Source organism: Aquamicrobium lusatiense (assembly GCF_014201615.1).
Lineage (GTDB): Bacteria > Pseudomonadota > Alphaproteobacteria > Rhizobiales > Rhizobiaceae > Mesorhizobium > Mesorhizobium lusatiense.
Genome location: NZ_JACHEU010000001.1, coordinates 436,708 through 460,485, shown reverse-complemented (window position 1 = coordinate 460,485; position 23,778 = coordinate 436,708). Strand labels below are relative to the sequence as shown.

Here is a 23,778-nt window from a genome sequence, read left to right as displayed (position 1 = left end):
AAAGAATTTGAAGCGCAGGGAGCGAATCTGAAAGATCGCGACACGCTTTAAGCCCGGAGAAAGGCCGCACCATGCCGAAGAACAAGCTCGTCGATCCCGAATCCCTCCCCTACCGCCCCTGTGTGGGCGTCATGGTGCTCAACAGCCGGGGTCTGGTGTGGGCAGGGCACCGGCTCCCTGAGCCGGATGACGAAACCACCGGCTCCGACATGTTGTGGCAGATGCCGCAGGGCGGCATCGACAAGGGCGAGGAGCCGCTGGCGGCGGCGCACCGCGAACTGTTCGAGGAAACCGGCATGAAGAGCGTCTCGCTGCTGGCCGAGGCCCCGGACTGGTTTCGTTACGACCTGCCGCCCGAACTGGTGGGGCTCGCCTTCAAGGGCCGCTATCGCGGCCAGATGCAGCGCTGGTTCGCCTTCCGCTTCGAGGGCGATGAAAGCGAGATCCGCATCAATCCGCCGCCGGCAGGAAACACGGCCGAATTCGACCGCTGGGACTGGCTCCCCATGTTCAGGCTGCCGGAGCTGATCGTGCCCTTCAAGCGCAGGGTCTATGAGGATGTGGTGAGCGCCTTCCGCCACCTTGCCGGATAATCATTCCTGCATCCCCGGATGAAGGCTGGAAACCGACAGGTTTTCGGCCTTTTTAGTGAATGCAGCATTTCCGTGCGGAATCGATGCTGCACAGCCTTTCTTGTCGAATGATCCACTAATGTGATGCCTATATTCGCAAGGAATGTGCGCATGATCGGTGTTACAAGCATTTAAGTGCGCTGCCGGCGCATATTTGCGAAAGAATACCGGGTGGAAGACATGAATCAGGTTCCGCGTGGATACAAGGCCGTTGCGACCGATCCGGCGGCCGATGCCGGCTCCGTCCTGACCATCGATCTCGGCGCAATCCGTGAGAATTATCGCCGCCTGAAGGCGAGGCTCGGCAACACGAAATGTGCCGGCGTCGTCAAGGCTGACGGCTATGGGCTCGGCGCGGAGCGTGTCGCCCGCGCCCTGATGCAGGAAGGCTGCGATACCTTCTTCGTGGCCCATGTCGGCGAAGGCATTGCATTGCGCGCCGCCATCGGCACTGGCCCCGCCATCTATGTGCTGAACGGGATGCCTCCCGGTGCGGAGACCGATGCGGTTGCCGCAGGCCTGATCGCCGTGCTCAACAGCACCGAACAGCTTAGCGCATGGCGTGAAGCCGCCAAAGCCGCAGGACATTCCCTGCCGGCAGCCTTGCAGGTCGACAGCGGCATGTCGCGGCTTGGCATGTCGCCACGGGAAGTCGAGGCGGTTGCGGCCGATCCAAAGGCGCTGGAGGGCATCGACCTCAGGCTGGTGATGAGCCATCTCGCCTGTGCCGACGAGCCGCATCATCCGGCCAACGAGGCGCAGCGCCGGGAGTTCGACCGCCTGCGCGCGTTGCTGCCGGCCGCGCCTGCCTCGCTAACCAATTCGTCCGGGATTTTCCTCGGGGAAGGCTATCATCACCAGATCGCGCGGCCGGGTGCCGCTCTCTACGGCATCAACCCGACGCCGGGTGAGGAAAATCCGATGCTGCCGGTGATCCGGCTTCAGTCCAGAGTGATCCAGACGCGCACGGTGGAGCAGGGTGCCGGCATCGGATACGGCCACACGGCAACCGCTGCTGGCGCGCAGCGCCTCGCCACGATTTCGCTCGGCTATGCCGATGGCTGGCACCGCTGCGCGGCATCCGCCGCCCGCTTCAACGGTATCGAACTGCCTTTTATCGGGCGGGTGTCCATGGATTCGATCATCCTCGACATTTCCACCCTGCCGGAAGGCGCGCTGCGGCCCGGTGATCTGGTGGACATGATCGATGCCGACCAGACCATCGACGATGTGGCAGGCTCCTACGGCACCATCGCCTACGAGGTGCTCACCAGCCTCGGCCACCGTTTCCATCGCATTTATGTCGGCGCGTGATCCAGCCGGGCCACAGATTTTTCGGGAGTAGAGCATGAAAGTACTGGTCCTCGGCAGCGGCGTCATCGGCGTTACCACAGCGTATTTCCTCAGTGAGGCCGGCCACGACGTGACGGTCATCGACCGTCAGAGCGGTCCGGCGCTGGAAACCTCCTTCGCCAATGCGGGCGAGGTTTCGCCCGGCTATTCGTCGCCGTGGGCTGCCCCCGGCGTGCCGGTCAAGGCGCTGAAATGGCTGACCATGAAGCATGGGCCGCTGGTGGTGAAGCCGACGCTCGACTGGCACATGTATGCCTGGATGATGAAGATGCTGCGTAACTGCACCGACGCGCGCTACGCACTCAACAAGTCGCGCATGGTGCCGATCGCCGAGTACAGCCGCGATGTTTTGAAGGATCTGCGCTCGCGCACCAACATCGCGTATGATGAACGCATGCAGGGCACGCTCCAGCTGTTCCGCACCCAGAAGCAGCTCGACGGCATCGGTGGCGATGTCGAGGTGCTGAAGCAGACCGGCGTTCCCTTCGAGGTGCTCGACCCCGAAGGCTGCATCGCCGTCGAGCCCGGCCTCGGCAATGTGCGCGGCAAGTTCGTCGGCGGCCTGCGCCTGCCCGGCGACGAGACCGGCGACTGCCAGATGTTCACCGAAAGGCTGGCGGAAATCGCGACCGCAGCCGGCGTGAAGTTCGAATATGGCGTTTCCATCACCGGCATCGAGACGTCCGGTGGGAAGATCACCGGCGTCAACACCAGCGCCGGCAAGCGCAGCGCCGACAGCTATGTCATGGCGCTGGGCTCGTATTCGCCGATCTGGATGCGCAAGCTTGGCCAGCCGATCCCGGTCTATCCGGTCAAGGGCTATTCGATCACCGTGCCGATCGTCGATGCGTCACGCGCACCGGAATCGACCGTGATGGACGAGACCTACAAGATCGCCATCACCCGTCTCGGCGACCGCATCCGCGTCGGCGGTACGGCGGAGATTTCCGGCTACAACCTCAATCTGAGCGATGCCCGCCGCGATACGCTGGTGCATTCGGTGACCGACCTGTTCCCGGGTGCGGGCGACATCGCTCAGGCGACCTTCTGGACCGGGCAGCGGCCGATGACCCCGGATGGACCGCCGATCATCGGTGCCTCGAAATACGCCAATCTCTACCTCAACACCGGCCACGGAACGCTCGGCTGGACCATGGCCTGCGGCTCGGCGCGGGTGCTGGCCGACATCATGTCCGGCCGCAAGCCCGATATCGACGCCAGCGCACTGGGGCCCCAGCGCTACGCGGCCTGATTCACGGGAAACAGGACTGTTGAAATGCCCGGTCTCAGCCGGGCATTTTCATTCGCGGCGTCGTCTGCGGTCAGTCGGCCGACTTGAAGTTCAGCGCTATGCCGTTGATGCAGTAGCGCAGGCCGGTTGGCGGCGGGCCGTCCGGAAAGACGTGGCCGAGATGGCTGCCGCAGGTGGCGCAGTGCACTTCGGTGCGCAGCATGCCGTGGCTGCGGTCGGTAGTGGTGCCGACCGAGCCCGGAACCGGATCGTTGAAGCTCGGCCAGCCCGTGCCGCTCTCGAATTTCAGGTTGGCCTCGAACAGTTTCGCATCACAGCCCGCGCAATGGAACGCGCCGGCGCGGTGCTCATGCAGCAGCGCGCAGCTTCCCGGCCGCTCCGTGGCGTGCTGGCGCATGACCGCATATTGTTCCGGCGAAAGCAGCGCGCGCCATTCGGCATCGCTGCGGGTGACGGGGTAGGTGGTGGTTTCCATGAAAATCTCCTGCCGTCGCGGTCCGCTTCATCGATCAGCGCGCTTGTCCTGACGCAAATCCGAACGCAAACCGCTTTGCACTTCTGCTGGAATTTCTCTTAAAGATAGGACCGCGTGGCCGGTCTGACCAGCCGCATCAATGCACGGCGCGTCCAAGCTGCTTTGTCGCCGCTTCCAGCCCGGCCAGAGTGAGCGGATACATGCGCTGCCCGAACAGCTCCTGGATAAGGCCGATGGAATAGGTATAGCCCCAGTGCTTTTCGGCGGTGGGATTCAGCCACACGGCGTTCGGCCACTGGGCGAGCGCGCGCTGCAGCCATGCGGCGCCCGCTTCCGGGTTCCAGTGCTCGACCGAGCCGCCCGGATGGCTGATCTCGTAAGGGCTCATCGCAGCGTCCCCGACAAAGATCGCCTTGTAGTCGGAACCGTATTTGTGGATCACGTCGAAGGTCGGGATCACCTCGGCATGGCGGCGGCGATTGTCCTTCCACACGCCTTCGTAGAGGCAGTTGTGGAAGTAGAAATATTCGAGCTGCCTGAACTCAGTGCGTGCGGCCGAAAACAGTTCCTCGACCACCTTGATGTGGTCGTCCATCGAGCCGCCGACGTCGAAGAACATCAGAAGTTTCACCGCGTTGCGACGCTCCGGCCGGGTCTTCACGTCGAGATAGCCATGCTCGGCGGTGGAGTGGATGGTGCCCGGCAGGTCGAGCTCCTCGGCCGCTCCGTCGCGCACCCAGCGGCGCAGGCGCTTCAGGGCGACCTTGATGTTGCGGGTGCCCAGTTCCACCGAATCGTCGAGATTGCGGAATTCGCGCTTGTCCCAGACCTTTACGGCGCGCCGGTGGCGGCTTTCGTGCTGGCCGATGCGGATGCCTTCGGGATTGTAGCCATAAGCGCCGAAGGGCGAGGTGCCGGCGGTGCCGATCCATTTCGAGCCGCCCTGATGGCGGCCCTTCTGCTCTTCAAGCCGTTCTCTCAGCGTCTCCATGAGTTTCTCGAAGCCGCCGAGCGCTTCCACCAGCCGCTTTTCCTCTTCGGAGAGATGCTTTTCGGCCAGCCGCCGCAGCCATTCCTCCGGCAGGTCGGTAACATCGACGCCGCCTTCGCCGGAAACGGCCTCGACGCCGCGGAAGACATGCGAAAACACCTGATCGAAGCGGTCGATGTGGCGCTCGTCCTTCACCAGCGCGGCGCGCGCCAGATAGTAAAAACCCTCGACATCGTAGTCGACCAGTCCCGCGTCCATGCCTTCCAGAAGCGACAGATATTCCCGGAGCGAGACGGGAATTTTTGCGGCCTTCAGTTCGAGGAAGAAGGGAATGAACATGCCGGCTTTGTAGCGCTTTTCACCGTATTGTAAAATGGCGGCAAGCCATGCCCCTTACAGCCGGTATTTGAGGAAACCCGTGTTTGTCGCCACCCGGTCGTAGAGCCGGCGGGCCGTGGCGTTGCTCTCATGGGTCAGCCAGTAGACCTCGCCTGCCTGTGCTTCTTCGGCGGCCCTGCGCACCGCTTCGATCAGGGCAGCACCCACCCCGCCGCCGCGCACGGCCGGATCGACGAACAGGTCCTGCAGATAGCATTTGTTGGCCAGCGACCAGCCCGACCGGTGATACATGTAGTGGGTGAGGCCCACCGCCTTGCCATCTGCCAGCGCGAGAAAACCTTTCGGCTCATATTCGCCGGGCAAAAACAGCCGCTTCCATGTCTCCGCGTAGACCTCCTGCGGCAGTTCGGTCTCGTAGAATTTCAGATAGGCGCGCCACAGCCGGCGCCAGTCGTCGTGGTCGCCCTGCTGCAGCGGCCTGATGGTGATGTCGCTCATGCTCTTCTCCCTTTGCCGGGTCAGCCTAAAGGGGCAGGTGGGTCCGTGCCATGGTGCAGGAGCGGGCTGTTGCCTGCGCCATGGAGAGCCCGCGCCTTTCCTTATGTGCCGGCTTTGTGTAAAGCGAAGGTCAGCAACTCCCGCAACGACACTACGGGCACAAGCCATGGATAAATTCACTCAGCTCACCGGCGTTGCAGCGCCCCTGCCGATCGTCAATGTCGACACCGACATGATCATCCCCAAGGATTATCTGAAGACGATCAAGCGCACCGGCCTCGGCAAGGGGCTGTTCGCCGAGATGCGCTACAATGAGGACGGCTCGGAAAATCCCGATTTCGTGCTCAACAAGCCGGCCTACCGCAACGCCCAGATCCTTGTCGCCGGCGACAATTTCGGCTGTGGTTCGAGCCGCGAGCACGCGCCATGGGCGCTGCTCGACTTCGGCATCCGCTGCGTCATCTCGACCTCGTTCGCCGATATTTTCTACAACAACTGCTTCAAGAATGGCGTTCTGCCGATCACGGTCAGCCAGGAAGATCTCGACAAGCTGTTGGATGACGCCTCGCGCGGCGCCAATGCCACGCTGTCGATCGATCTCGAAACCAAGGAAATCCGTGGGCCGGACGGTGGCGTGATCAGCTTCGATCTCGACGATTTCCGGCGTCATTGCATGCTCAATGGCCTCGACGACATCGGCCTGACGATGGAGAAGGCAAGCTCCATCAGCACCTTCGAGCAGAAGAACGCCGAAACACGCCCCTGGGCCTGACAGTCTCGGTCTGACAGTCTCGGCCTGACAGTCTGGGCCAATCCGGCCTCTCGACGGGATGCGCGCCGCAAGGTTCGCATCCCGTTTTTGTCAGGGGATTGAAATTCGCCGCCCGATGATGTGGACACCGCGGCGTCAGCTTCCTAGTTTTGCATGCTCCAGCCACCCCGATTCGGTCGCTCCGATCAGGCAGCGTCCAGTGCGCAACCGGAGTTTCGCAATCATGAAACTGATATTCCGTCCGTCGCTCGCGGCTCTCCTCGGTCTTGGCCTTTGCGCAAGTGCATTCGCCGAGACGGAGAAGCCGCAGTCCATTGCCTTCGCAGGCGGCGCTCTCACCATCACCCAGAAGGAAGAGTATGGCGAAAAGACCCTGTCCTTCGGCGACAAGGAGCTGGCCAGCGCCTATGTGATCTATTTCGACCAGATTGCCCGGTTGGGAGACACCGAGGTCGCGCTGTTCGATGTCGGCGACGGCGGCAATGCCTGTGGTCCGGCCAAGGTTCTGGTGTGGAAGGGCGACAACGACGCCATTCAGCGCGCCAGCATCGGCGAGGAGGATTGCGGCGCGCCGGTGACGGCAGTCGCCAGTGACTGGATCTATTTCGTTCCATGGCTGATGCCGGGCACTTCCGGCGTGGTCAAGCGCTGGACCCCGCAGGATGGTTTTACGACCGCAGGCGAACTCGTCTATGCGCCCGAAGCCGGAACGACGTGGAAAGATTTCAATCCGGAAAGACTCGGCAGCATGCTCGAGGCATTCCAGAACGAGGCCGTCTATGCGCAGGCAAAGGAGCTTCTGGGCGACAGGCTCGAAGAAGTTGCAACCAGCCTCATGGTCAGCGCCGAGCCGGAAAAGACCGCCTCGGGCCTGATCTACGGCGATGGCTGCATTCCGCATGCCTGCGGCACCTACGATGGTTTCATGGCTGTCGATGCGGCCAGCCAGAAGCTCTATCTGGCTCGCCAGACCGATGGCAAGTCTCCGGAAACATGGCCTGAAGCCGGGACGTGGCCGGCCGATCTGCGCCAGACCATGGAAAAGGCGCTGGCAAAGAGCGAATAGCCATGAAGGTCAGGCGCATCATCGCCAACATTGCCGCCGCAGACCTTGCGGCGGCGAAGCGCTTTTATGGCGATGTGCTCGGACTCGACCTTCTCATGGATCATGGCTGGATCGCCACATGGGGTTCGACCGAACAGATGCCGGTGCAGATTTCCTTTGCCGTGGAGGGCGGCTCCGGCACGCCGGTGCCCGATCTCTCCATCGAGGTGGATGACGTCGAAGCGGCGCTCGCCGGCATGAAGGCGGCGGGATTTGCGATCGAATACGGTCCCGCCGATGAGCCGTGGGGCGTGCGCCGTTTCTACGTGCGCGACCCCTTCGGCAGGCTGGTCAACATTCTCTCGCATCTGTAACGGGCATTCCGGGCGCCGCGTCTCGCCGCTTTCGTCTTGCGCAAGCGCGCCGGCGCGGCTAGCAAAGCTGCGGTTCAAAAATTCCCCGGGGAAATACGCATGGCTTCGAAAAAACTCTTCCTCCTTCCAGGTGACGGCATCGGTCCCGAGGCGATGACGGAGGTAAAGAAACTCATCGCCGTCATGAACGAGAACGGCGCCGGTTTCGAGACCGAGGAAGGTCTGGTTGGCGGCTCGGCCTACGACGCGCACGGACAGGCTATTTCCGAGGCCGACATGGAAAAGGCGCTGGCGGCGGACGCCGTTCTGTTCGGCGCGGTCGGCGGTCCGAAGTGGGATGACGTGCCTTACGAGGTGCGCCCCGAGGCCGGTCTGCTGCGCCTGCGCAAGGATCTCGAACTGTTCGCCAATCTGCGCCCGGCCATCTGCTATCCGGCGCTGGCTGCTTCCTCCTCGCTCAAGCAGGATGTGGTCGAAGGCCTCGACATCCTCATCGTGCGCGAGCTGACCGGCGGCGTCTATTTCGGCGAGCCCAAGCAGATCATCGATCTCGGCAACGGCCAGAAGCGCGGCATCGACACGCAGATCTACGACACCTTCGAGATCGAGCGCATCGCAGGCGTCGCCTTCGAGCTGGCCCGCACCCGCAACAACCACGTCACCTCGATGGAAAAGCGCAACGTCATGAAGTCTGGCGTGCTGTGGAACGAGGTCGTCACCGCCACACACAAGGCTAAGTTCAGCGACGTGAAGCTCGACCACATGCTGGCCGACGCCGGGGGCATGCAGCTCGTGCGCTGGCCCAAGCAGTTCGACGTCATCGTCACCGACAACCTGTTTGGCGACATGCTCTCCGACGTGGCCGCGATGCTGACCGGCTCGCTCGGCATGCTGCCCTCCGCCTCGCTCGGCGCGCCGGACGCGAAGACCGGCAAGCGCAAGGCGCTCTACGAGCCGGTGCACGGTTCGGCGCCCGACATCGCCGGAAAGGGCATCGCCAATCCGATCGCCATGATCGCCTCCTTCGCCATGTGCCTGCGCTACTCCTTCAACATGGTCGCAGAAGCCGACCGCCTGGAGAAGGCGATCTCGGCGGTTCTGGACGCAGGCTATCGCACCGGCGACATCATGTCGGAAGGCATGAAGAAGGTCAGCACCGCCGAAATGGGCGATGCCATAGTCGCGCAGTATCGCGCCGGCTGACATCGGTCGTTGAGGGCAAAAGGCTGCGTGAGAGCGGCCTTCAGGGAATTGCAACCCCTCGGTTCGCGGCACCAGCCGGGATCGAGGGGTTTTCGTTGCAGGGCTCGTGGTTTCGGAAACAAGGGAACACGGCGGCGGCTCGCGCATTGTGAAATGAGACAATCACAAGGCGGGAGAGTTCGACCATGCCTCTTACGACCCTTCTCATCATCGTTCTGGTGCTGATCCTGATCGGCGCCATTCCCAGCTGGCCTCATTCGCGCAACTGGGGTTATGGCCCCTCGGGCATTGTCGGCGTCGTGCTCGTCATCCTGCTGATACTGGTGCTGCTGGGCCGGGTCTGACCCCGCCCAGCGCCGGTCCCGTTTATTCGCCGGGGTGGTCTGCTGTGTAGTCGGCACGATGGGCCAGTCCCGACATCAGGAAGACGATGAACAGCAAGCCCGACAGCCCGATAAAAACCGGGCCGAAGCCGATATGCTCGGCGATGAAGCCGATGGCGGAGGGCGCGACCAGAATGCCGCAATAGCCCATGGTGGTGACAACGCTCATGCCGATGCCGGAGGGAATTCCCTGCTGGTTGCCGGCGGCGGAAAAGGCGATCGGCACCATGTTGGCGATGCCCACACCGCACAGGGCGAAGCAGGCGATGGCCATCCAGGGCAGGGGCGAGAGCCCGGCACCCAGCATCCCGGCGCAGGCCAGCAGCGCGCAGGCACGCAGCGTGGTCACCGCGCCGAAACGATTGCGAACCGAATCGCCGGCGAACCGCATGCAGGCCATCACGCCGGAAAAGGCGGCAAATGCGAGGCTGGCCGTGGCGAGGTCGGCGCCAAGCTCCTGCTGAAGATAAATGGCTGCCCAGTCGAGCACGGCGCCCTCCGGGGTCATGGAAAACAGCGCCATCACGCCGATCAGGTAGATGAGCGGATTGCGCGGCAGGGTGAAGCGCGGGCGCTCCTGCGCCGTTGCCGGCCTGTTCTCGGTCACGACATGGCGCATGGCCAGCGAAACGCCGGCAAGGGCCACGATCGTGATGATGACCGCATGGGCGAGATGGCCGAAAGTCTGGATGCCCATGCCGCCAAGGCCACCACCCACGAAGCCGCCAAGGCTCCAGAAACCATGCGACGACGACATGATGGCGCGGCCGAGCCGGCGCTCGACCACCACGGCATTGGTGTTCATGGCCACGTCCATCGCCCCGATCAGGCCGCCAAAGATCACCATGGCGACGGCGGCAAGGGTTACGTCCGGCGCCATGGCAACCAGAAGCAGGCCGAAGCTCGTGCCGACGGAAATGCGCTTAAGCGTGACGCCGGATCCGTACCTGGCAATGAAATGGCCGCACCATGACATGGCAACCACGGCACCCGCGCCGAACAGCAGGATGAGCAGGCCCAGGGTGAACTTGCTGATCTCCAGACGCACGAGCAGCGTGGGGATCTGCGGGGCCCAGCTTCCGGTGATGAAACCGTTGACGAAGAACATGGCGGCCACCGCCCAGCGGCCGCGCATGGCGATGTCCTTGTGGCCCTGATCAGTCATTGTAGCCGCCTGCAACGATGTGGTCAGCGCCTTTTAAATCGTTTTATATTGCGCGTCCAATCGCAACCGTGAACGAGTTTTGGGCCAGTACGCAACCAATGTGCGCGCTCAATGCGGATGAGCGGGCAGGGAGGCAGAACTTCCACGCCTTCCCTGCGAACCCGTCGCTCCCGTTCAAGCAGGCCTCAGCTCGTGCCGATCTTGTCGAGGTCGAAGGAGGTCGACTGGTAGACCTGATTCAGCCAGTTTCCGAACAGCAGATGGGCATGGGAGCGCCAGCGGTTGAGCGGCGGCCGTGCCGGATCGTTGTCCGGATAATAATTGTGCGGCACCTCGATTGCCGTGCCGGCGGCGACATCGCGGTCGTACTCCTCCTTCAACGACGTCGAATCATATTCGATGTGGTTGAACATATAGAGCCGGTTGCCCTTCTGCTCCGACAGCAGGCAGGGGCCCGTCACGTCCGATTCCATCAGCAGATCGAGCCCGCTGGATGGCGCGATGTCGGCGCTGCGCACTTCCGTCCAGCGCGACACGGGCACTGCGAAGTCGTCCGAAAATCCGGCCAGATAGGGCGAGGTCGGCGCGTTGTTGCGGTGCCGGTAGACGCCGAAGGCCTTCTTCTCCAGCGTGTATTTCGGGATGCGGTGGAAGTGCCAGGCGGCGGCCATGGCGCCCCAGCAGATGAAGAAGGACGAATGGACGTTGGTGGTCGTCCAGTTGAGTATCTGCTCCAGCTCCTTCCAGTAGTTGACCTCCTCGAAGGGCAGGAGCTCGATCGGCGCGCCGGTGATGATGAAGCCGTCGAACTTCCGGTCCCGCACTTCGTCCCATGTCTGGTAAAAGGAGATCAGATGTTCTTCCGGCGTGTTCTTGGCCTTGTGATTGCCGACGCGCACCAGCGTCAGCTCCACCTGAAGGGGCGTGGCGCCCATCAGGCGCGCGAACTGCGTTTCGGTACGGATCTTGTTCGGCATCAGGTTGAGCAGGCCGATCTGGAGCGGGCGAATATCCTGACGCATCGCGGTGCGTTCGTCCATGATGGATACACCCTCGCGCACGAGGACTTCGCGGGCAGGTAGCTGATCGGGAATCTTGATCGGCATTGCACAAGCTCCAAACAAAAAGACCGGCGGCGAAATCGCGGCCGGTCCCGACGTGCTCGTCAGCCTCGGCCTTTTTAGCGACTTCTTTAACGTGGCTGCAAGCCGACCGGCCAAATCACCACGGAACGGTTTTCTATCTATGGCCGGCTTGTGCCTGCGTCAATGCCAAGGTGCACGGGGCCACAGGTGCACGGGCCACAGATGTACGGGCCAGAGATGGACGAAGCCAGAGATGCCCTGTGCCAAGTCTTCACCCTCGACATTGCTCTTCATGGCGGTTATTTCCGAGCATCTTGCCGGAATGTTCCGGCGTTCAACGGATTCTGATCATGACCACGGCACAAGAAAACTCCCGTCCCCAGCCCCGCGCCGGTATTCTGGACATCGAGGCTTATGTGCCGGGCAAAAGCGCTGCTCCTGCCGGTGTGAAGCTGCACAAGCTTTCCGCCAACGAGAACCCGCTGGGTGCCTCGCCAAAGGCGATCGAAGCCGCGCGTGAAGTGGCCGGCCGGCTGGAATTCTACCCCGACGGTTCGTCAACGCGCCTGCGCGAGGCGATCGCCGAGGCGCATGGTCTGAACATGGCCAACATCATGTGCTTCAACGGCTCCGATGAGGCGCTGGCGCTGTTGTCGCGTGTCTATCTGGCTCCGGGCGACGAGGCGATCTATCCGCAATATGGCTTCCTCGCCTACCGCATCGCCATCATGGCGGCGGGAGCAACGCCGATCATCGCGCCTGAAACCAACGAGCGCGTCGATGTCGATGCCATCCTTGCCGGCATCACCGACAGCACGCGCATGGTGTTCCTCGCCAATCCCGCCAATCCGACCGGCACCTACATTCCCTTCGAGGAGGTGCGGCGCTTGCATGCCGGCCTGCCGAAGAACGTCATGCTGATCCTCGATGCGGCCTATGCCGAATATGTGCGCCGCAACGATTACGAGGCGGGCGTCGAGCTGGTGGCGGGCGCGGAGAACGTTGTCATGACCCGCACCTTCTCCAAGGCTTACGGCCTCGGCGGCGCGCGTATCGGCTGGATGTATGCGCCCACGCACATCATCGAGGCCGTCGAGCGCATTCGCGATGCCTTTAACGTGACCGCCACGGCGATCGCGGCCGGTACTGCTGCGGTGCGCGACCGCGCGCATGTCGACACGTCCATTGCTCACAATGAAACCTGGCTGCCCTGGCTGACCAGCGAGCTGACGGCGCTCGGGCTCAGGGTAACGCCCAGCGTCACCAACTTCGTTCTCTTCCATTTTCCGGAGAACGGCAGGCATTCGGCTTCGGCCGCCGACGAGTATCTGACCGCGCGAGGGTATATCCTGCGGCGCGTTGCAGGCTACGGTTTTCCCAACGCGCTGCGGATGACAGTCGGAACCGAAGAAGCCAATCGCGGCGTCGTCGCCGCACTGACCGAATTCCTGAAAAGTTGAGAAAATGTCCGAACCCATGTTTGAGAAGGTCGCCCTTGTCGGCATCGGCCTCATAGGCTCGTCGCTGGCCCGCGCGATCAGGCAGAACCATCTCGCCGGCCATGTGGCCATTTCCACCCGCAGTCCCGAGACGCTGAAGCGCGCCGAACAGCTCGGCCTCGGCGACAGCTACACCACCGATGCGGCAGAAGCCGTGCGCGATGCCGATCTGGTCATCGTTTCCGTGCCTGTGGGTGCTTCGGAAGCCGTGGCGAAGCAGATCGCGCCGGCTCTGAAGCCCGGCGCCATCCTCACCGATGTCGGCTCTACCAAGCTCTCCGTCATCGCCCAGATGCAGCCGCATGTGCCGGCCGGTGTCCACTTCATCCCAGGCCACCCGCTGGCGGGAACCGAGGATTCCGGTCCGGATTCCGGTTTTGCGGACCTGTTTCGCAACCGCTGGTGCATCTTCACCCCGCTGCCGGGAACCGATCCGGCAGCGCTGGAGAGGCTGTCGGAATTCTGGCGGCGCTGCGGGGCCAATATCGACACGATGGACGCCGACCATCATGACCGCACGCTGGCCATCGTCTCCCACCTGCCGCATATCATCGCCTACAACATTGTCGGCACTGCCGATGATCTGCAGACGGTGACGAAGCAGGAAGTCATCAAATATTCGGCTTCCGGTTTCCGTGACTTCACCCGTCTGGCGGCCTCTGACCCCACCATGTGGCGGGACGTGTGCCTGCACAACAAGGACGCCATCCTCGAGATGCTGGCGCGGTTTTCGGAAGATCTCGCTTCGCTGCAAAGGGCGATCCGCTGGGGCGACGGGGAGAAGCTGTTCGACCTGTTCACCCGCACCCGCGCCATCCGCCGCTCGATCATCGAGGCAGGGCAGGATATCGACGCCCCGAACTTCGGCCGTCAGGTCGCGGAGCAGCCCGCCAAGCCTTGACGCATGTCGCCCGAAAATGGGAACCGGTTTTGGGATAACGACATGCGTAAGGACAGGAGCTTAAAGCGTAAGGAGCGACTCTGAAAGATCGCGACACGCTTCAAGTGGCTGCGCAGCGGAAAAACACGACATGAAAAAGCGGCCGGACCCTCGGGTTCCGGCCGCTTTGCTGTTCTGCGCTTGGGGCAGGCGTCAGGGAAGCGGCTTGATGGCGCCGAGCGGGATGAAGCCCATCATGGCATTGCCCTTGACGATCTTCAGCGGCATCGCCGGCTGTTTGCCCATCATGGCGAGCGCACCGAAGCCCTGCCTTATCTTCTTCGCCTCTTCGGGAACGGCAGTCGCCAGAACCTCCGCCACGGCCTGCGGATTGGTCAGGCGGATCATCAGGTCCGCGTCCACCAGCCCTGCTTCGTCGACGGAGACAGGCCCGGACACGGAAATGCGGGCTTCGCCGGACGACAGTTCCAGATTGGTGATGTCGAGCGCCTGCCCGCGCAGGCTTTTCGGCTTCGACTGCACGACCGCGACGCCGTTCTTCAGCCGGGCTTCGCCAAAACCGTCGAGCGATGGCACGTTGCGGCCCTGAAGCGCGTCGGCGGTGATATCCAGCTCGGCAAAGCTGCCACGATAGAGGATGTCTTCGCCTTCGGGCCAGAAGTCGAGTGCGATGTCGCTCAGATTGAAAAGCTGTGTGGGCTCGTCATCCTCCGGGTCGGTCTGGCCCGAAACGCCGTTTGCGGTCAGCGTCACCTGCCGGGGCAGGGGCCAGAACAGCTTGGTGCTGACATCGAGGCTGTCCCAATCGAGCCACAGTGGCGCCAGTCCCGGCGCCAGTGTCCTCACCGGCCCGCGCAGGTTCACATCGGCCACCAGGGGCCGGAAGATGCTGGTGCTCGCCTCCAGAGCACCGGTGGTCGCGGCAATGCCTTTGGCGTCGTCCTGATAGGCAATGCCATTGCACAGAACGGCGAGCCGCAGCGGATAGCCTTCAACCCGAAGTCTCGCGCAATCGGAGCGGATACCTTTCCTTGAAAGATCGGCGATGGCCTGCCGGCTCTCATCCCTGATGCGGTCGGCTGCATAGAACCAGCCGGCGCTGTAGAGCCCGAACAGCACGGCGAGGAAAAGAAACAGCCATAAAAGACCGCGTCGCTTTCGTGGTTGCGCCTGATGTCTTGACGTCATGCTGCCGCTCTCGTTAACCCGTTGGTGTGAGGGAATGGACCTTCACCATGCTGCCCGGCGCGATTTTTTGCCGTGCCCGACTCTGGTCTTGCGATATGGGCGATTTTTGGGTTTTTGGCTATGGCTCTCTGATCTGGAAGCCTGGCTTCGATTATGCAGAGGCGCGCAGGGCTCACCTCTATGGCTATCGCCGGGCGCTGTGCATCTACTCCTTCGTCCATCGTGGTACGCCCGAGCGGCCGGGCCTCGTTCTGGGGCTCGACCGGGGCGGTTCGTGCGTCGGCATGGCCTTCAGGGTGGAGGCGGCATCGCGCGAGGCCGTGATCGCCTATCTGCGCGAGCGCGAGCAGGTCAACAACGTCTACATTGAGCGCAGCCTTCCGGTGCGGCTCGACAATGGCGAGCGTGCCGCCGCGATCGCCTATGTGGCGGATCGCAGCCACAGCCAGTATGCGGGCGCGCTGGACGAGACGGCGGCCGCCGCCGTGGTGCGCGGAGCCGCCGGCCAGTCGGGGCCCAACGAGGATTATGTGGCGAACACGGTGCGCCATCTGCAGGCGCTCGGCATTCGCGATCACTGGCTGGAAGATGTGGAGCGGCGCATCGGGCTGTCCGGATAGTTCCCGGATCGTCATTGGCAATTTGCATCCCAGCCCTATCTTCGACGCGGCGCCGGCTTATGCTGCGGGCGATTCCTGAAGGGAGACCGACTTGCAGAAGAGAACACTGGGCCGCACCGGTCCTGAAATCGCCCCGCTGGTTTTCGGCGGTAACGTCTTCGGCTGGACGGCCGACGAAAAAACCTCCTTCGACCTGCTCGACCGTTTTGTCGATGCGGGCTTCAACGCCATCGACACGGCCGATGTCTATTCCCGCTGGGTTCCCGGCAACTCGGGCGGCGAATCCGAAACCATCATCGGCAAATGGCTGAAAGCCCGCGGCAACCGCGACAAGGTGGTTCTTATCACCAAGGTCGGCTCCGACATCGGACAGGGACGGGTGGACCTGTCGCCGCTGCATATCGAGAAGGCGGTGGAGGCGTCCCTGAAGCGGCTGCAGACCGACGTGATTGACCTCTATCTGTCGCACTGGCCCGACCCGACGGTGCCGCACGCCGAGACGCTGGGGGCCTACAAACGGCTGATCGAGAAGGGAAAGGTACGCCATATCGGCGCCTCCAACCTCGACGCCGGCCAGCTCAAGGCCGCCCTTGATGCTGCCGACCATCACGGTCTTCCCAGGTATGAGGCGCTGCAGCCGGCCTACAATCTCTATGACCGCAGCGAATTCGACGGTCCGCTGCGCGACCTGTGCATGGCAAGGGGCATCGGCGTCATCAGCTATTACGGGCTGGCCAAGGGCTTCCTGTCGGGAAAATACCGCAGCAAGGCCGATCTCGGCAAAAGCACGCGCGGCAGCAGCGCTGCTTCCTATCTGAACGAGCGCGGCATGCGCATCCTCGCAGCCCTTGACGAGGTGTCGGCAGCTCACGGCGTCACTCAGGCGCAGGTGGCGCTGGCCTGGATCATGGCGCGGCCCGGTATCACCGCGCCGATCGCTTCGGCCACGTCGCTGGATCAGCTCGACAGCCTGACAGGTGCCGCATCCCTGCACCTTTCCGTCGCTGACATGAAAAGGCTGGATACGACGAGCGCGCCCTGAACACGTGTGGCGGCGGAAAGCAGCCTCAGGTCGCCGCGCTGCCGCCGTCCGGCTGGACAATGCCCGTTTCGGCGTCGCCGAAACGGGATGATCCGGCAAAGCGCATGCCGAGGCTCGGCGCGCCCTGTGGCGACAGCACCGGCACGAAGACGCGCCGCGAGGCGCGCTGGGCGACCGGGATGCCCTGATAGAGGCGTTTTTGCGCTTCCACGGCGATGACGCCTGAAAAGATCGGCCACAATATGCGTCCGCTGCGCTCCAGCACGCTGTTGAGCTGCATGACGAATTTGCGCCGCGAGGGTGGAAAAAACAGCGCATCCGACCAGGCGGCGGGCGTGAAGTTGGTTTCCCTGAGTAATTCGCCAAGCTGGCTTCGCGAATAGGGCCGGCCGGTGCCGAAGGGGGTGTGCTCGAAGCGCGCCCACACGCCGCGCCGGTTCGGCACCACGATGACGACCCGGCCGGCCGGCGACAGCACCCGCCAGATCTCGTTCAGCGTTTCGCGCGGGTTCTCGACATGTTCGAGCGAGTGCACCAAAAGCATCCGGTCCACCGAGGAGTCCATCAGCGGCAGCTCTTCCTCGAACACCAGCGCCGTGGCGGCCTTGCCCTGTGCGGGCCACACCACGGCGCCTTGAGTGGCCGGCATGAAGGCAAAGACGCGCTCGGCATCAGCGCCGAACCGCTCCAGCCATGGCAGCGCATAGCCGAGCCCCACCAGCCGCTCGTTCGGAACCGGCGCCCAGATCGACGACAGCGACATGGCAATCGAGCGCTCGGCAAGGCGGCCGAGCGGCGAGGCGTAGAACGAGCGCAGGTCGACGATGTCAGAATGCATGAAAAGCCTGTTTCGCGAGGTCCGGGCCAAAGGTAGCCCTTGCGGGGGCTGAGTTCAACGAAGCCTCTGCCAGCCAAAGGGGTGACAGGCGCGGGTGCAGCCCCTATCTCTGGGTCTCACAGGAGATTTTGTATGGCCATCGCGATCGAACAGTTCATGTGCCGTCAGGACAATTTCGGCGTGCTGATGCGCGATTCCGGAACGGGTGCGGTCGCGCTGGTCGATGCGCCGGAGGAAGCGCCGATCCTCGCAGCCATCGAGCGGACCGGCTGGGTGCCCTCGCTTCTCCTGATCACCCATCACCATGGCGACCATGTCGAGGCCAATCTGGCGCTGAAGGAGCGCTTCGGGCTGCGCATCGTGGGGCCGGAGGCGGAAAAGGCGAAAATTCCCGGCATCGACGAGACCGTTAAGGAGGGATCGCAAATCCCGTTCGGCGGCACGACCATCGAGGTCATCTCCACGCCCGGCCACACCGCCGGCCATGTCAGCTACCATCTGCCACGAGAGAAAGTCGCATTTACCGCCGACACGCTGTTCGCACTGGGCTGCGGGCGCCTGTTCGAATGCCCGCCCGAGGTGATGTTCGCTTCGCTGAACAAGCTGGCAGCGCTGCCAGCCGACACGCAGGTTCATTGCGGTCACGAATATACGCTCGCCAATGCCCGTTTTGCGCTGACCATCGATCCCGACAACGCCGCCCTGCAGGCGCGGGTGAAGGAGATCGAGGCGCTGCGCGCCGATGGCAGGCCGACGCTGCCGACCACGATCGGCGCCGAGATTGCCACCAATCCGTTCCTGCGCTGGGCCGATCCGGCGATCCGCAGGTATCTCGGCATGGAAGATGCCGGCGATGTCGAGGTGTTCGCAGAAATCCGCCGCCGCAAGGACAACGCCTGATCCATGCGCCCCGAAAGGGACGCGCAATAGGCTTCAGGCGCGGGCAGGTACCTTTCTTTTGCCGAACAGCAGCGATTTGGCGGCCAGCACCGCCCCGCCGGTGATCAGAACGCAGGCGGCAAGAATGCGCCAGCTTGGTTCCGCGAAGCCGGTGACGATCAGCACCAGCGTCGACAACAGCGGCGCGGCATAGCTGGCGGCGCCCAGCACCTGAATGTTGCCGCGCTTCACGCCGATGTCCCATGCATAGAAAGCCGCACCCACAGGCATCAGCCCGAGGCCGAGCACGGCCAGCCACTGGCCGGCATTGGCGGGCAGGACCGTTTCCTCAAGCATAAGATGACAGACGAGCGACAGCACGGACGTCGCCGCGCAGAACCATGTGACGATCGTGGTCGGCACCTCCGGGAAGCGCCGCGACAGAAGCGAATAGGCCGACCAGACCAGCGCGCAGACGCCGGCCATGGCGTAGCCGAAGGCGTAGTTCGCATCGAAGGACAGTCCGCCGCCGCGGGTGACGATCAGGAAAGTGCCGGCAAGGCCGAGCAGAGCGCCGGCGACATGGTTCCAGGCGAGGCGTTCACCCGGCATCAGTGCCGAGCCGACGACTATCAGCAGCGGCCACAGATAGGCGATGAGGCTGGCCTCCACCGCCGGCGCGTTGCGCAACGCGGTGAAGTAGAAGAAGTGGTATCCGAACAGGCCGGCGATGCCGATCACCCAAACGAGCGGCGGGATGCGGACCTTCTGTTGCGGCGGTGGCATGAAGATGCGGGCAACGAGGCCGACGCAGGTGCCGATGGCGAAGGTGATGGCCGACAACAGGAACGGCGGCACTGCGCCGGAAGCATCCGTCAGAAGCGCCAGCAGCGCCCACATGGCAACCGCTGAAAAACCGATCAGTGTCGCGCGTCCCATTCGCCTCCCCTTCCCGCTGCGCCCGCCTGCCACGGTCCGATGTGGGAGCAGGCAGAACCACCGCGGTCCGCTATCTGGCGGCTTCGAAGCGGTGCGCGCTGACGGTTATGGTGCCGATCTGGGTTCCTACCGTCGCATAGATGGGGGCATATACACCCGTCTCGCCAACCGGGGCAAACGTAACCATGATGCGGCTGCGGTTTTTCAGATAGTCCAGCGCCTTCTTGCCCTTGCGATACCCGGCAACCGGCTGGAAATTCATGCGGCAGGTCACGGTGGGGCCCTTGTAGCCCTTGACCGAGGTTGCGCCGCTGGATGCGAAGCTGAGCCGCAGGTCGGCCCGCAATTCACCGTCATACATTTTCACCGTGCGTCCGCACACCTTGTCGGGGCTGTCGGCGCGCACCAGCGTTGCGGCGATCGGGTCCACGGCCCGGCGCAGATGGGCTGCATCGAGGCCGATCCAGTCGCTGCCGCGCTTTTTTGGCGCAGGCTTCACCTGCGTCGAGGCGACAGTTCCATTGGCGAACCGGATATCGACCAGCGACGGCTTTTTTGCCGAAACGTAGTCGGCCCGGAAGGAGCTTGGAGCGGGGCTGTCACCGCTAAACTGTCCCACGGCGCGCAACGTGCCCTTCGTGTCGTCGAAGATGCGGGCAAGCCCGGCGCTCGTGACGCTGCCGTCGATGCTGTAATCATCACCGTCATAGCGGCTCTGGAACGAGGCACGGGCCACCGGCAGGCCGAGATAGGAGATCGTATAATCGCCATGGAAGGTTTGTGGTGAAGCGGCCTGAGCCGGAGATGCGGCCGTAAGCACGCCGGAAGCCGACAGGACAAAGGCAGTTGCGGCAAGCCGGATCGCAGGCGGAAAAGGCATGGTCGGATCGTTCCTGATGCTGGTGCGCCAACAAAATTGTGGCATCATGTCCCTTTGCGGTTGTATATAGGGCGGATTCCGGCCTTTGTGTGAAGCTTCGGCCGCGTGACGTTTTGCCGGGTTTTGCGAGCTTGCGCTTGACGCCTTGGCCAAATGACACTATGGAACGCCGACTTTCCTTTAGGCCGCCCGCTGGAGACCGCGCGCCGTATTGCGCGGGCACATGGGTTTGGCCGGAACAAGAATTGAAGGGTGCATCATGTCCCGCGCTTGCGAACTTACCGGCAAAGGCGTCCAGACTGGCAATAATGTCAGCCACGCCAACAACAAGACCCGTCGCCGCTTTCTGCCCAATCTGGTCAATGTCACGCTCATTTCCGAGGCGCTGAACCAGAATGTGCGTCTGCGCGTTTCCGCAGCCGCCCTGCGCTCGGTCGAGCATCGCGGCGGTCTCGACGCGTTTCTGGCCAAAGCCGACGAGGCTGAGCTGTCGCAGCGCGCCCGCCTGCTGAAGAAGCAGATCGCCAAGAAGACGGCTGAACAGGCTGCCGCCTGAGCCTGATTTTTTTGCGCAGTGCCGCCGCATGGCCGGCGCTGCTCTGGTTCCATCACCCAGGTTAAAAAAATGAACTTCCTGTTTCGCTATTTGCCTTTCGTGGCCGCCATGGCGCTCGTCGTCGTGGCGTCGAACGTGCTTGTGCAGTTCCCGCTGCAGCTTGCCATCGGCGATTTTTCGTTGGCCGACGTGCTCACATGGGGCGCGTTCACTTATCCCTTCGCCTTCCTCGTCACCGATCTCGCCAACCGCCGCTACGGACCTTCCGTGGCCCGGCGCATCGTGTTCGTGGGGTTCATGGCCGCCGTGCTGTGCTCCATCGTCAGTCCGCCGCTTCTCTACAGGCTTGGCCTGATCGAATTCGACACCGCAGCCGGAAGGCTGGTGCGGATTGCCTGCGCCTCGGGTGCTGCCTTCCTTGCCGCCCAGTTGCTCGACGTCGCTGTATTCAACCGGCTGCGCCGGCAAAGCTGGTGGCGCGCGCCGATCTTCGGCACGCTGGCAGGTTCAGTGCTCGATACGCTGGTGTTCTTCTCGGTGGCCTTTGCGCCGGCTTTCGCCTTTCTCGGCCCGAATGAGCCCTTCGCGCTCGAACAGGCACCGCTGATGGGCGTCTTCTCCACCGATGTGGTGCGCTGGCTGTCATGGGCGGCGGGCGACTTCACGGTGAAGCTCGCCATCGCCGTGTTCGCCCTCATCCCCTACCGGCTGATGGTGCTGCGCTGGAGCCGTCCGGCAACTGCCTGAAGCATGTCGCCCGAAAGCGGGAACCGGTTTCGGGATAACGACATGCGTAAAAACAGCCACTTAAAGCGTAAGGAGCGAATCTGAAAGATCGCGACACGCTTTAGAGCCGTTGCTTGTTTCACGGAATCGCTGAATGGCTCCAAGCCTTTGGCTTGTCGCGTTTCCGAACCGGAAAAGTATTTTCACTTTTCCTGGAAACGCTCTGGCGGATCAGTTGTTGCGCCGTGCCATGAAGGCAAGGCGCTCGAACAGGTGCACGTCCTGCTCGTTCTTCAGAAGCGCGCCGTGCAGGCGGGGCAGTGCGGTTCTGGCGTCGCCGCGCAGATCTTCGGGCGAAACGTCGTCGGAGACCAGCAGGCGGATCCAGTCGAGCGCTTCCGAAGTCGAAGGCTTCTTCTTCAGCCCGGGCGTTTCGCGGATCTCGAAGAATTGCGTAAGGGCCGCCTCGACCAACCTTTTCCTGATGCCCGGATAGTGCACCTCGACGATGCGCGACAGCGTGTCCACATCGGGGAAGCGGATGTAGTGGAAGAAGCAGCGGCGCAGGAAGGCGTCCGGCAGTTCCTTCTCGTTGTTGGAGGTGATGATGACGATCGGGCGCTGCACGGCGCGGATCGTCTCGCCCGTCTCGTAGACGAAGAACTCCATGCGATCGAGCTCCTGCAACAGGTCGTTGGGGAACTCGATGTCGGCCTTGTCGATCTCGTCGATGAGCAGCACGACCTTCCTGTCCGAGGCAAAGGCCTCCCACAGCTTGCCGCGGCGGATGTAGTTGCCGATGTCGTTGAAGCGGTCGTCGCCGAGCTGGCTGTCGCGCAGGCGTGAGACGGCGTCATATTCATAAAGCCCCTGCTGGGCCCTGGTGGTCGACTTCACGTTCCACTCGATCAGGTCGAGGCCAAGCGCTTCGGCAACCTGCCGGGCGAGTTCCGTCTTGCCGGTACCGGGTTCCCCTTTCACCAGAAGAGGACGCTCCAGAGCGATGGCCGCGTTGACCGCCACCATCAGATCCTTGTCGGCGATATAGGCCGAAGTGCCTTCGAAGCGCATGCTCTTCCTTCCCGTTGTGGTCGTGCCCGGACGGAGCTGAGTCCCGTCCGGGTCGTGCAGTTGTGTAGCCAATCCGCATTCGCCTGCCAAGGGAAGGTGCCTCGCGGAAGTTGCAGGCGGAAACTTTGCCGGTTTCGGTGATCAGGCGCATGCCGGCGCTGGCGCGGCGGCGCGGTTCGGCCTATATATGGGGCGACGGTCTGCGCTTCCCGGCAGGAGAGACATATCCCCGGGGCCTTATCGATCTCGAAGGGAGCTGTCCCTGACCGGACCCGTGGGTCCGGACATATGGCGCCCACCTACTTTGTAGGTTCCCGGGATCGACTTCTTCACCGGTCGTGTGGATCGTCACCCATGCCCTTGTCGGGCTGTGCCGTGTCCGTGTTTCGAACTGTGTGTCCCCCGCCACCGGTCTTCGCAACTGATGAAGACCCGCTTCGTTTTTCCGGAACAGACCGAGCATGATTTCTCTGAAGGAGCAGAAGAATTCCGTTCGCCGTGAAGCACTGGCGCGCCGCGATGCGCTGGACCAGACATGGCGTATCGAGATGTCCCTGCGCATTGCCGAGCTCGGCGCGCCGGGGATCGACATCGAGCCGGGTACGGTCGTTGCCGGATTTTTGCCGATCCGCTCTGAAATCGACCTGCGGCCCCTGATGTCGGCCCTGCGCGAAAAGGGTGCGCGGATCTGCGTGCCTGTGGTTCTCGACAAGCAAACCATCGTTTTCCGCGAGCTGGACCGGCGTGCGGAACTGATCGAGAGCGGTTTCGGCACGGTGGGGCCGGGGCCTGATGCCGCCGTTCTCGATCCCTCTGTCATGCTCATGCCTCTTGCCGCCTTCGATCAGCGCGGGCATCGGCTGGGCTATGGTGCCGGTTACTATGACCGTGCCATCGCGCGTATGCATGAAAGAGGCCTGAAGCCGCGCCTCATCGGTACGGCCTTCGAATGCCAGAAGGTGGAGCGGGTGCCGGAGGAGAACCACGACGTCGCGCTTGACGAAATCCTGACGGAGCTTGGGCTGAGGCATTTTCGCAAGGCCGACAATCCCGATCTCGCGCCGGCCTGAGC

The 23,778-nt window shown here is 63.1% G+C and carries 26 protein-coding genes, 1 other RNA gene and 1 riboswitch; of the genes, 17 read left to right on the top strand and 10 right to left on the bottom strand.

Annotated features, from left to right (window positions below):
• Positions 1-71: 71 nt before the first annotated feature.
• From HNR59_RS02375 to HNR59_RS02365, 3 genes are all read left to right on the top strand, one after another.
• A complete protein-coding gene (locus HNR59_RS02375; RefSeq protein WP_183825438.1) occupies positions 72-593 on the top strand; it encodes an RNA pyrophosphohydrolase in 522 nt (173 codons plus the stop codon).
• 219 nt (positions 594-812) lie between these two features.
• Positions 813-1,946 carry an alanine racemase gene (gene alr, locus HNR59_RS02370; protein WP_183825435.1) on the top strand — a complete coding sequence of 378 codons (1,134 nt, stop codon included), beginning with the start codon at positions 813-815 and terminating at the stop codon, positions 1,944-1,946.
• 34 nt (positions 1,947-1,980) lie between these two features.
• Positions 1,981-3,237 (top strand): D-amino acid dehydrogenase, encoded by a 1,257-nt coding sequence (locus HNR59_RS02365; RefSeq protein WP_183825432.1) that lies wholly within the window; start codon positions 1,981-1,983, stop codon positions 3,235-3,237.
• A gap of 70 nt (positions 3,238-3,307) precedes the next feature.
• On the opposite strand, the gene msrB is transcribed toward HNR59_RS02365, so the two are convergent.
• The 3 genes from msrB to HNR59_RS02350 all read right to left on the bottom strand — a co-directional run bounded on the left by msrB (position 3,308) and on the right by HNR59_RS02350 (position 5,540).
• Entirely contained in the window at positions 3,308-3,712 is a 405-nt protein-coding gene (msrB, locus tag HNR59_RS02360) for a peptide-methionine (R)-S-oxide reductase MsrB (protein WP_183825430.1), read from the bottom strand.
• Between the two features lie 136 nt (positions 3,713-3,848).
• The gene (locus HNR59_RS02355) at positions 3,849-5,042 is read right to left on the bottom strand and encodes a vWA domain-containing protein (protein ID WP_183825427.1); all 1,194 of its coding nucleotides are present in this window, start codon (positions 5,040-5,042) and stop codon (positions 3,849-3,851) included.
• A 54-nt stretch (positions 5,043-5,096) separates the two neighbouring features.
• Positions 5,097-5,540, bottom strand: coding sequence for a GNAT family N-acetyltransferase (locus tag HNR59_RS02350; protein WP_183825424.1), 444 nt, complete (start codon positions 5,538-5,540; stop codon positions 5,097-5,099).
• A gap of 166 nt (positions 5,541-5,706) precedes the next feature.
• On the opposite strand from HNR59_RS02350, the gene leuD reads away from it, so the two are divergent.
• The 5 genes from leuD to HNR59_RS02325 all read left to right on the top strand — a co-directional run bounded on the left by leuD (position 5,707) and on the right by HNR59_RS02325 (position 9,278).
• Positions 5,707-6,312, top strand: coding sequence for a 3-isopropylmalate dehydratase small subunit (gene leuD, locus HNR59_RS02345; protein ID WP_183825421.1), 606 nt, complete (start codon positions 5,707-5,709; stop codon positions 6,310-6,312).
• 223 nt (positions 6,313-6,535) lie between these two features.
• The gene (locus HNR59_RS02340; protein ID WP_183825419.1) at positions 6,536-7,378 is read left to right on the top strand and encodes a hypothetical protein; all 843 of its coding nucleotides are present in this window, start codon (positions 6,536-6,538) and stop codon (positions 7,376-7,378) included.
• A 2-nt stretch (positions 7,379-7,380) separates the two neighbouring features.
• A complete protein-coding gene (locus HNR59_RS02335; protein ID WP_183825416.1) occupies positions 7,381-7,731 on the top strand; it encodes a VOC family protein in 351 nt (116 codons plus the stop codon).
• Between the two features lie 99 nt (positions 7,732-7,830).
• Positions 7,831-8,934, top strand: coding sequence for a 3-isopropylmalate dehydrogenase (gene leuB / locus HNR59_RS02330; protein WP_183825413.1), 1,104 nt, complete (start codon positions 7,831-7,833; stop codon positions 8,932-8,934).
• Positions 8,935-9,119: 185 nt separating this feature from the next.
• Positions 9,120-9,278: a DUF3309 family protein gene (locus HNR59_RS02325; protein WP_183825410.1), complete on the top strand. Its 159-nt coding sequence runs from the start codon at positions 9,120-9,122 to the stop codon at positions 9,276-9,278.
• 22 nt (positions 9,279-9,300) lie between these two features.
• Here the strand turns inward: HNR59_RS02325 and HNR59_RS02320 are convergent, their stop codons facing one another.
• Both HNR59_RS02320 and metA read right to left on the bottom strand, forming a co-directional pair.
• Positions 9,301-10,482, bottom strand: coding sequence for an MFS transporter (locus HNR59_RS02320; protein WP_183825407.1), 1,182 nt, complete (start codon positions 10,480-10,482; stop codon positions 9,301-9,303).
• 185 nt (positions 10,483-10,667) lie between these two features.
• Positions 10,668-11,588, bottom strand: coding sequence for a homoserine O-acetyltransferase MetA (gene metA / locus HNR59_RS02315; RefSeq protein WP_183825405.1), 921 nt, complete (start codon positions 11,586-11,588; stop codon positions 10,668-10,670).
• A 53-nt stretch (positions 11,589-11,641) separates the two neighbouring features.
• A riboswitch (SAM riboswitch) is annotated at positions 11,642-11,720 on the bottom strand.
• Positions 11,721-11,917: 197 nt separating this feature from the next.
• Between metA and HNR59_RS02310 the strand changes: the two genes are divergently transcribed.
• Positions 11,918-13,027, top strand: coding sequence for a pyridoxal phosphate-dependent aminotransferase (locus HNR59_RS02310; protein ID WP_183825402.1), 1,110 nt, complete (start codon positions 11,918-11,920; stop codon positions 13,025-13,027).
• Positions 13,028-13,031: 4 nt separating this feature from the next.
• Positions 13,032-13,967 carry a prephenate/arogenate dehydrogenase family protein gene (locus HNR59_RS02305; protein WP_183825399.1) on the top strand — a complete coding sequence of 312 codons (936 nt, stop codon included), beginning with the start codon at positions 13,032-13,034 and terminating at the stop codon, positions 13,965-13,967.
• 192 nt (positions 13,968-14,159) lie between these two features.
• Here HNR59_RS02305 and HNR59_RS02300 read toward each other — a convergent pair whose 3' ends face one another.
• Entirely contained in the window at positions 14,160-15,155 is a 996-nt protein-coding gene (locus tag HNR59_RS02300) for a DUF2125 domain-containing protein (protein ID WP_183825397.1), read from the bottom strand.
• Positions 15,156-15,250: 95 nt separating this feature from the next.
• Between HNR59_RS02300 and HNR59_RS02295 the strand changes: the two genes are divergently transcribed.
• Both HNR59_RS02295 and HNR59_RS02290 read left to right on the top strand, forming a co-directional pair.
• The gene (locus tag HNR59_RS02295) at positions 15,251-15,775 is read left to right on the top strand and encodes a gamma-glutamylcyclotransferase (protein ID WP_183825394.1); all 525 of its coding nucleotides are present in this window, start codon (positions 15,251-15,253) and stop codon (positions 15,773-15,775) included.
• Positions 15,776-15,866: 91 nt separating this feature from the next.
• Entirely contained in the window at positions 15,867-16,817 is a 951-nt protein-coding gene (locus HNR59_RS02290) for an aldo/keto reductase (RefSeq protein ID WP_183825391.1), read from the top strand.
• Positions 16,818-16,842: 25 nt separating this feature from the next.
• Here HNR59_RS02290 and HNR59_RS02285 read toward each other — a convergent pair whose 3' ends face one another.
• Positions 16,843-17,655 carry a class I SAM-dependent methyltransferase gene (locus HNR59_RS02285; RefSeq protein WP_183825388.1) on the bottom strand — a complete coding sequence of 271 codons (813 nt, stop codon included), beginning with the start codon at positions 17,653-17,655 and terminating at the stop codon, positions 16,843-16,845.
• A gap of 132 nt (positions 17,656-17,787) precedes the next feature.
• Between HNR59_RS02285 and gloB the strand changes: the two genes are divergently transcribed.
• Positions 17,788-18,555, top strand: a complete 768-nt coding sequence (gene gloB / locus HNR59_RS02280) for a hydroxyacylglutathione hydrolase (RefSeq protein WP_183825385.1) — start codon at positions 17,788-17,790, stop codon at positions 18,553-18,555.
• Between the two features lie 33 nt (positions 18,556-18,588).
• On the opposite strand, the gene yddG is transcribed toward gloB, so the two are convergent.
• Positions 18,589-19,473, bottom strand: coding sequence for an aromatic amino acid exporter YddG (yddG, locus tag HNR59_RS02275; protein ID WP_183825382.1), 885 nt, complete (start codon positions 19,471-19,473; stop codon positions 18,589-18,591).
• Positions 19,474-19,543: 70 nt separating this feature from the next.
• Positions 19,544-20,353, bottom strand: coding sequence for a DUF3108 domain-containing protein (locus HNR59_RS02270; RefSeq protein WP_183825379.1), 810 nt, complete (start codon positions 20,351-20,353; stop codon positions 19,544-19,546).
• A 259-nt stretch (positions 20,354-20,612) separates the two neighbouring features.
• Here HNR59_RS02270 and rpmB point away from each other — a divergent pair, with 259 nt between their 5' ends.
• Together rpmB and HNR59_RS02260 are read left to right on the top strand one after the other, a co-directional pair.
• Positions 20,613-20,909: a 50S ribosomal protein L28 gene (gene rpmB, locus HNR59_RS02265; RefSeq protein ID WP_183825376.1), complete on the top strand. Its 297-nt coding sequence runs from the start codon at positions 20,613-20,615 to the stop codon at positions 20,907-20,909.
• Between the two features lie 69 nt (positions 20,910-20,978).
• Positions 20,979-21,656 (top strand): queuosine precursor transporter, encoded by a 678-nt coding sequence (locus HNR59_RS02260; protein WP_183825373.1) that lies wholly within the window; start codon positions 20,979-20,981, stop codon positions 21,654-21,656.
• A gap of 210 nt (positions 21,657-21,866) precedes the next feature.
• On the opposite strand, the gene HNR59_RS02255 is transcribed toward HNR59_RS02260, so the two are convergent.
• Positions 21,867-22,706 (bottom strand): AAA family ATPase, encoded by an 840-nt coding sequence (locus HNR59_RS02255; RefSeq protein WP_183825370.1) that lies wholly within the window; start codon positions 22,704-22,706, stop codon positions 21,867-21,869.
• 194 nt (positions 22,707-22,900) lie between these two features.
• Here HNR59_RS02255 and ssrS point away from each other — a divergent pair.
• Positions 22,901-23,057, top strand: a non-coding RNA gene (ssrS, locus tag HNR59_RS02250) — 6S RNA.
• Positions 23,058-23,167: 110 nt separating this feature from the next.
• Positions 23,168-23,776 (top strand): 5-formyltetrahydrofolate cyclo-ligase, encoded by a 609-nt coding sequence (locus tag HNR59_RS02245; RefSeq protein ID WP_183825367.1) that lies wholly within the window; start codon positions 23,168-23,170, stop codon positions 23,774-23,776.
• Positions 23,777-23,778: the final 2 nt, after the last annotated feature.

Excerpts from the sequence above, each read along its gene's own strand:
- HNR59_RS02340 (WP_183825419.1), top strand. The coding sequence starts at position 6,536 with ATGAAACTGATATTCCGTCCGTCGCTCGCGGCTCTCCTCGGTCTTGGC.
- HNR59_RS02305 (WP_183825399.1), top strand. The coding sequence starts at position 13,032 with ATGTCCGAACCCATGTTTGAGAAGGTCGCCCTTGTCGGCATCGGCCTC.
- HNR59_RS02260 (WP_183825373.1), top strand. The coding sequence starts at position 20,979 with ATGAACTTCCTGTTTCGCTATTTGCCTTTCGTGGCCGCCATGGCGCTC.
- HNR59_RS02320 (WP_183825407.1), bottom strand. The coding sequence starts at position 10,482 with ATGACTGATCAGGGCCACAAGGACATCGCCATGCGCGGCCGCTGGGCG.
- yddG (WP_183825382.1), bottom strand. The coding sequence starts at position 19,473 with ATGGGACGCGCGACACTGATCGGTTTTTCAGCGGTTGCCATGTGGGCG.
- HNR59_RS02300 (WP_183825397.1), bottom strand. The coding sequence starts at position 15,155 with ATGACGTCAAGACATCAGGCGCAACCACGAAAGCGACGCGGTCTTTTA.
- HNR59_RS02355 (WP_183825427.1), bottom strand. The coding sequence starts at position 5,042 with ATGTTCATTCCCTTCTTCCTCGAACTGAAGGCCGCAAAAATTCCCGTC.
- msrB (WP_183825430.1), bottom strand. The coding sequence starts at position 3,712 with ATGGAAACCACCACCTACCCCGTCACCCGCAGCGATGCCGAATGGCGC.
- HNR59_RS02255 (WP_183825370.1), bottom strand. The coding sequence starts at position 22,706 with ATGCGCTTCGAAGGCACTTCGGCCTATATCGCCGACAAGGATCTGATG.
- gloB (WP_183825385.1), top strand. The coding sequence starts at position 17,788 with ATGGCCATCGCGATCGAACAGTTCATGTGCCGTCAGGACAATTTCGGC.
- HNR59_RS02285 (WP_183825388.1), bottom strand. The coding sequence starts at position 17,655 with ATGCATTCTGACATCGTCGACCTGCGCTCGTTCTACGCCTCGCCGCTC.
- HNR59_RS02335 (WP_183825416.1), top strand. The coding sequence starts at position 7,381 with ATGAAGGTCAGGCGCATCATCGCCAACATTGCCGCCGCAGACCTTGCG.
- metA (WP_183825405.1), bottom strand. The coding sequence starts at position 11,588 with ATGCCGATCAAGATTCCCGATCAGCTACCTGCCCGCGAAGTCCTCGTG.
- HNR59_RS02365 (WP_183825432.1), top strand. The coding sequence starts at position 1,981 with ATGAAAGTACTGGTCCTCGGCAGCGGCGTCATCGGCGTTACCACAGCG.
- rpmB (WP_183825376.1), top strand. The coding sequence starts at position 20,613 with ATGTCCCGCGCTTGCGAACTTACCGGCAAAGGCGTCCAGACTGGCAAT.
- alr (WP_183825435.1), top strand. The coding sequence starts at position 813 with ATGAATCAGGTTCCGCGTGGATACAAGGCCGTTGCGACCGATCCGGCG.
- HNR59_RS02295 (WP_183825394.1), top strand. The coding sequence starts at position 15,251 with ATGGGCGATTTTTGGGTTTTTGGCTATGGCTCTCTGATCTGGAAGCCT.
- HNR59_RS02325 (WP_183825410.1), top strand. The coding sequence starts at position 9,120 with ATGCCTCTTACGACCCTTCTCATCATCGTTCTGGTGCTGATCCTGATC.
- HNR59_RS02375 (WP_183825438.1), top strand. The coding sequence starts at position 72 with ATGCCGAAGAACAAGCTCGTCGATCCCGAATCCCTCCCCTACCGCCCC.
- HNR59_RS02310 (WP_183825402.1), top strand. The coding sequence starts at position 11,918 with ATGACCACGGCACAAGAAAACTCCCGTCCCCAGCCCCGCGCCGGTATT.
- HNR59_RS02245 (WP_183825367.1), top strand. The coding sequence starts at position 23,168 with ATGATTTCTCTGAAGGAGCAGAAGAATTCCGTTCGCCGTGAAGCACTG.
- leuD (WP_183825421.1), top strand. The coding sequence starts at position 5,707 with ATGGATAAATTCACTCAGCTCACCGGCGTTGCAGCGCCCCTGCCGATC.
- HNR59_RS02350 (WP_183825424.1), bottom strand. The coding sequence starts at position 5,540 with ATGAGCGACATCACCATCAGGCCGCTGCAGCAGGGCGACCACGACGAC.
- HNR59_RS02270 (WP_183825379.1), bottom strand. The coding sequence starts at position 20,353 with ATGCCTTTTCCGCCTGCGATCCGGCTTGCCGCAACTGCCTTTGTCCTG.
- leuB (WP_183825413.1), top strand. The coding sequence starts at position 7,831 with ATGGCTTCGAAAAAACTCTTCCTCCTTCCAGGTGACGGCATCGGTCCC.